This is a genomic window from Acidimicrobiales bacterium, from assembly GCA_035540975.1.
GTDB lineage: Bacteria > Actinomycetota > Acidimicrobiia > Acidimicrobiales.
In genome coordinates, this window is sequence record DATLFN010000143.1 from 1 (window position 1) to 5,145 (window position 5,145).

The window sequence follows — 5,145 nt, forward strand, 5'->3', positions numbered from 1 at the left end:
CCCCGGCTCCCCGCCCGGCTGCCGGTTCTCTGGACGGGAACCGCCGCCATCCGACGGCTTCCGTCCACAGAACGGCCCGGGGGCGTTCACCAGTGGCCCGGCCCGGCCCGCTCGTCGCGCACCCGGGCCTCGACGGCGGCCAGCGCGGGCCCGTCCACGTCGCCCAGCACGTCGAGGGTGCGGGCGACGCTGCTCCGCTCGCACGCCCGGACCACGACCAGGCCCGCCTCCAGCGGGAGCCCGGGACGCAGGACGATGCGGGCGACGCGGGCCACCCGGGCGTCGCGGGTGCGGACGGGGCCGGCCCACGCCGTCGGGTCGAGGGGCGCAAGCTCGGTGGCGAACCGCCAGGCGCCCGCCCTGGCCTTCTCGAGGCTGAAGCGGATGATCTCGTCGTCGTGCCGACCTCCCAGACGGTCGAGCAGCCCCAGGCAGGGCGAGAGCCTCGACATGGCGCGCTGCACGTGGTCGAGCACCGACGCCAGGATCTCGTTGATGCGGTCGAAGTCCCGGCGCAGGGCGGGGAGCTCCCCGCCGGGAGCGGCACCCGCCGCCGCGATCCCGAGGTCGAGGTTGATGTGGGCGTTCACCCCGAGGAGCAGGTGCTGGAGCAGGATGGGGCGGGCGTCGCGGCCGGCGGCCAACGCCGCGTCCCAGCTGGCGGTGGGTCGCTCGCCCGACTCGGACGACCGGAGGGCGTCGAGGTACCGGGAGGCGAAGGCCACGTCGAGGCGGGCCATGCGCTCGCCGTCGTCGAAGAACCCGGCGGCGATCCCCTCCTTCACCCGGGCGGTCACCGTGCGGTACATCACGGCGAAGAAGCCGGTCCGCTCGCCCCGCCGGCGGGCACGGTCGACGAGGGCGTCGAGGGCGTCGAGGACGTCGTCGACGGTCTGCACCGGCGGCCCTGACGAAGTCGCCAAGGCCGCCGAAGCTAGCCCTTCGACGCCAGGGCCTGTGGCCGCACTCGCCGCCGCAGGCGGCGGCATTTTCCGGTCAGGTCATCGAAAGCACGAGCCGGTCAGGGCTGGGGCTGGACCGGCGGGGTGAAGGGGGTGAGGAGGAGCTGGCGGGTCGTCTCGTCGATCACGCCGGTGGCCGGAAGCCCGGCGGCGTGCTGGTAGGCCCGGACGGCCCGGGCCGTGGCATCGTCCCACGACCCGTTGATCGGGGCGGTGAAGCCGAGGCTGGACAGCAGGGTCTGGTAGGCCATGACCTGCCCGTGGCTGAAGCGGCCCGGGTCGCCGGCCGGGAGGCGGAACTCCGCCGCGTCCTTGATGGCGTCCCACGCCTCCTGGTCGGCGTGCTGCCACGACCACCACGACACGCTCGCCGCGCCCAGGGCGTCGCCCGCCTGCATGAACCGGATGAGCGCGTCCCGGGACGGCACGCCGGGCGGGCCGCCCTCGGCGCCGGCGTCGTAGGCCTGGCCCACCGGGAGGATGGGCTTGCCGTAGGCGGACAGGGCCTGGAGGGTGCTCGCCATGTGGTCCACGGGGTCGCCGTGGAGCCAGTAGACCATCGGAGCGATGGCGTCGAAGGCGGCGACGACGTCGGGCATGGGATAGCGCGTCAGCGCCGGGTTGGGCCGGGGGACGCAGGCGATCAGCGGGTAGTTGGGGCCGACGGCCTTGCGCAGGGCGACACCGAAGTGCTTGCCCGTCTGCGGCGTGACGTTCACGCCCATGCTCTCCAGCTCGATGTCGGCGACGTAGCCGTCGACCCGGTGCCCGTCGGGCGTGGTGTGGGTGATGGCCTGGACGGCCCGGGCCACGTCGCCGTCCACGTTGTGCAGCCACGGGAAGTCCCAGGCGTAGACCCGGATGTTGGCGGCGTGGGCGAGCGGCAGCAGGCGGTCGAGGAACGGCCCGGCGTAGAAGCCGTGCTTGAGCGACGCCGTCCGCACGATGAGGTGGGTGAGGCCGACGGACCGGGCCCTGGCCACGATGGCCTCGGGGTTGCCCCCCTCCGCCTGGTCGGCCAGCCAGATCCACATGCCCTTGCCCACCGGCAGCGCCCCCCGCTGGGCGGGGACGGTGGGTGCGGCGGCCGCCGGAGCGGCAGCCGGGGCGCCGGCCGCGCCGGCCGGGAGCACGCCCGTGGCGCTGGGAGCGGTCGCCGGGGGCGTGGTGAGGTCGGTGGCGATGCCCTTGAGGGCCCCGGCGGCGTCGCCCCCCTCCATCGCCGCCAGAGCCTCGGCCTGGGCCTGCCCACCGATCGCCAGGCGCTCGTACACCAGGGTGTCGCCGTCGGTGCGCAGGTTGGCGCTGGTGGCGAGGGAGAGCACGCCCAGGGCGACGGTGGCGGGCGCCAGCCGGCGGGCCAGGCGCCCCTGCACCTCGGGGTCGAGCGACCACAGCCCCGGGCGGCGCACCCGGCCGTCGGCGTGGACGACGGGGACGGGGGCGAGCCGGTCCCTGGCCCGGGCCGCACGGGCGCCCGCCCGCCGCCGGGCCCGCGCCCCGCGGGAGCTGGTGCCCGCCCAGGACCGGTACCCGAGCTCCGCCTCGAAGAAGATCCGGAGTGGTCGCGGGGCGTCCGCCGCCCTCTCCCGCAGCCACCGCTCCCGGTCGGGGCCGGGCCGTGGCCGAGCTGATCGCCGGTCGTCCGTCTCCGCCGTCATCACCGTCCCCCCGGGGCGCGCAGGCCGAAGGCCCCCGCCGGCGTGAGGGAGGGCCGTCCCCCCTCGTGCCCCGTCCGCGATAGGTGTTCGACGCATCGACCGCCGTTCCTCCCAGGAAATGACGGTGATGAGGACGCCGGGCCGGTGCTCCGCCTCCCGAAACCCCCCAAGGGCCGACACGCCCGCCGGCCGGGGCCTACTCGGCGGCGATGGCGGCCAGGACGTCGAGCCGGGCCGCCCGGCGGGCCGGGCCCACCGCGGCGACCACCCCGGCGACACCGGCCAGGGCCACGTAGGCGGCCAGCTGGCGGGCGGGCACCGACAGCCGGCCCAGCCCCTCGTCGCCCAGGGAGGTGACGAAGGCCCATCCGAGGAACACGCCGACGGCCACGCCCAGCACGGCGCCCAGCACGGCGATGATCACCGCCTCGCCCCGGATCATGGACCGCACCTGGCGCCGGGTCATGCCCACCGCCCGAAGCAGCCCCACCTCCCGCCGGCGCTCGTGGATCGACAGGGCGAGGGTGTTGGCGATGCCGAACAGGGCCACCAGGACGGCCAGGCCGAGGAGGGCCGACATCAGCCCCAGCAGCTGGTCGACCCGGTCCTCCTGGAGCTCGCGCAGCTCGGCCTGGTCCCGCACCTCCACGTTGGGGAACGGCTCCAGCGCCCGCTCGACCGCCTCGCGGGCGCCGGCGCGGTCGGCGCCGGCCGCCGCCTTGACCAGGACGACCGAGTCGAGCTGCTCGGTGAAGTTCTCCTCGTAGTCCACCAGGGAGATCAGGTACTCGTCGCCCAGGCGCTTCTCGGCGAACAGCCCGGCGACCACCATCGGTCGCTCCCCGGTGCGGGCGAAGCGCATGGTGAGCGTGTCGCCGACGTCGAGCCCGCGGCGGGCCGCCTCCTCGTCGTGGACGAGGAGGCCGCCGGGCCCGAGGTCGGTCAGCCGCCCGGACCGCACGTCGAGGTCGACCACCTCGTCGAGGGTGCGCGGGTCGACGGCGAACAGCGACCTGGTCCGCTCGCCGTCGTGCCACTGCCCGAACCGCCACTGGCTCACGGCGCCGACCAGCGGCTGGCGCCGCAGGGCGGCCGCCGCCTCGGGGCTGAAGTCGGAGAACCCGTCGGTCTGGACGATGAAGTCGGCGCGGAACGTCTCCTCCAGGGCCACCCCGGCCGACACCTTGATGGACGAGGCGAAGACGCCGGCGAACGCCATGAGCCCCAGGCCGATCATGAGCGCCGCCGCCGTCGACGCCGTGCGGCGGGGGTTGCGCACGGCGTTGCGCCGCCCCAGCTTCCCGGGCTGCCCGAGCAGCCGGAGTGGGACGCCGATCACCCGGGCCAGGGGCCCGGCCAGGCCGGGGCTGAGCACGCTCACCCCGAGGAACACGCCGAGGGCGCCGGCGCCCACGACCGCCGCCGGGTTGGAGACGCCGCCGAAGAGCCCCCGGAGGAGGATCCCGGCGGCGGCCGCCGTCACGACCAGCCCGAGGACCAGCCGGCGGCGGGGGAAGCGGTACTCGACCGGCTCCATCTCGCGCATGGCGGCGACGGGCGGCACCCGGCTGGCCCGGGCGGCGGGCACGATCGCCGCGGCCCACGTCACCACCACGCCCACGGTCATCGCGACCACCGCCGTGCGGGCGCGGAACTGCGTCTCCGACGCCGGCAGGTCGATGCCGAGTGCTTCGAGCAGCCGCTGTAGCCCGACGGCGACGCCGTACCCGACGCCCAGGCCGACCGCGGACGCGACGAGGGCGACGGCGAGCGCCTCGACCTGGACCGACCGGCTCACCTGGCCGCGTGTGGCGCCCAGGGCCCGCAGGAGGGCCAGCTCCCGGCTGCGCTGGGCGACGATGATCGAGAAGGTGTTGAAGATCACGAACGTGCCGACGAACAGCGACACGCCGGCGAACACCAGCAGGGCGATGCGCAGGAACCGCAGGCCCTCCTTCACCTCCGACCGGTTCTCCTCGGCGACGGTGGCCGTGAGCACGGCCTCGGCCCCGGGTGGCAGCACGGCGGCGATCCGCCGCCGGAGGGCCGACGGCAACTCGCCCTCGGCCGCCGTCACCTCTACCGTGTCGAGCCGCCCGGCCGCCCCCAGCAGGCGCTGGGCGGTGGGCAGGTGGAAGGCGGCCAGGGTGGCGCCGGCCAGGTTGTCGGCCGCACCGAACCCGGCGGTGCCCACGACGGTGAACGCCTCGGCCGGCCCCTGGGTGAGCACCGTCACCTTGTCGCCCGGCGCGAAGCCGGCCCGCCGGGCCGTGCCGGCGTCGATCACCACCTCGCCGTCGGCCCGGGGCGCCCGGCCCGCCCGGATGGTGAGCGGGGACAGCTCGGGGCTGTCCACCCACGACGCGCCGATGGTGGGCGCCCCGGCCGGGGAGATGGCGTCGCCGTCCTTGCCGACCAGCTGGGCGTAGCCGCCCACCGTCCCCGCCGCCAGCTTCACCCCGGGCACGGCCCGCACGGCCTCGAGCACCTCGGCCGGGATGCGCTCGCGCCCGCCCCCGCCG

General features: G+C 76.2%; 3 protein-coding genes. All 3 read right to left on the reverse strand.

Annotated elements, in window-relative coordinates:
- Positions 1-86 precede the first annotated feature (86 nt).
- Positions 87-923, reverse strand: coding sequence for a DUF5995 family protein (locus tag VM242_14450; protein HVM06364.1), 837 nt, complete (start codon positions 921-923; stop codon positions 87-89).
- 98 nt (positions 924-1,021) lie between these two features.
- Positions 1,022-2,623, reverse strand: coding sequence for a peptidoglycan-binding domain-containing protein (locus tag VM242_14455; GenBank protein ID HVM06365.1), 1,602 nt, complete (start codon positions 2,621-2,623; stop codon positions 1,022-1,024).
- 196 nt (positions 2,624-2,819) lie between these two features.
- The coding region (locus VM242_14460) for an FtsX-like permease family protein (protein HVM06366.1) at positions 2,820-5,145 on the reverse strand (2,326 nt) is incomplete at its 5' end.

Coding starts and splice junctions, on each gene's coding strand:
- VM242_14455 (HVM06365.1), bottom strand. CDS start 2,623: ATGACGGCGGAGACGGACGACCGGCGATCAGCTCGGCCACGGCCCGGC.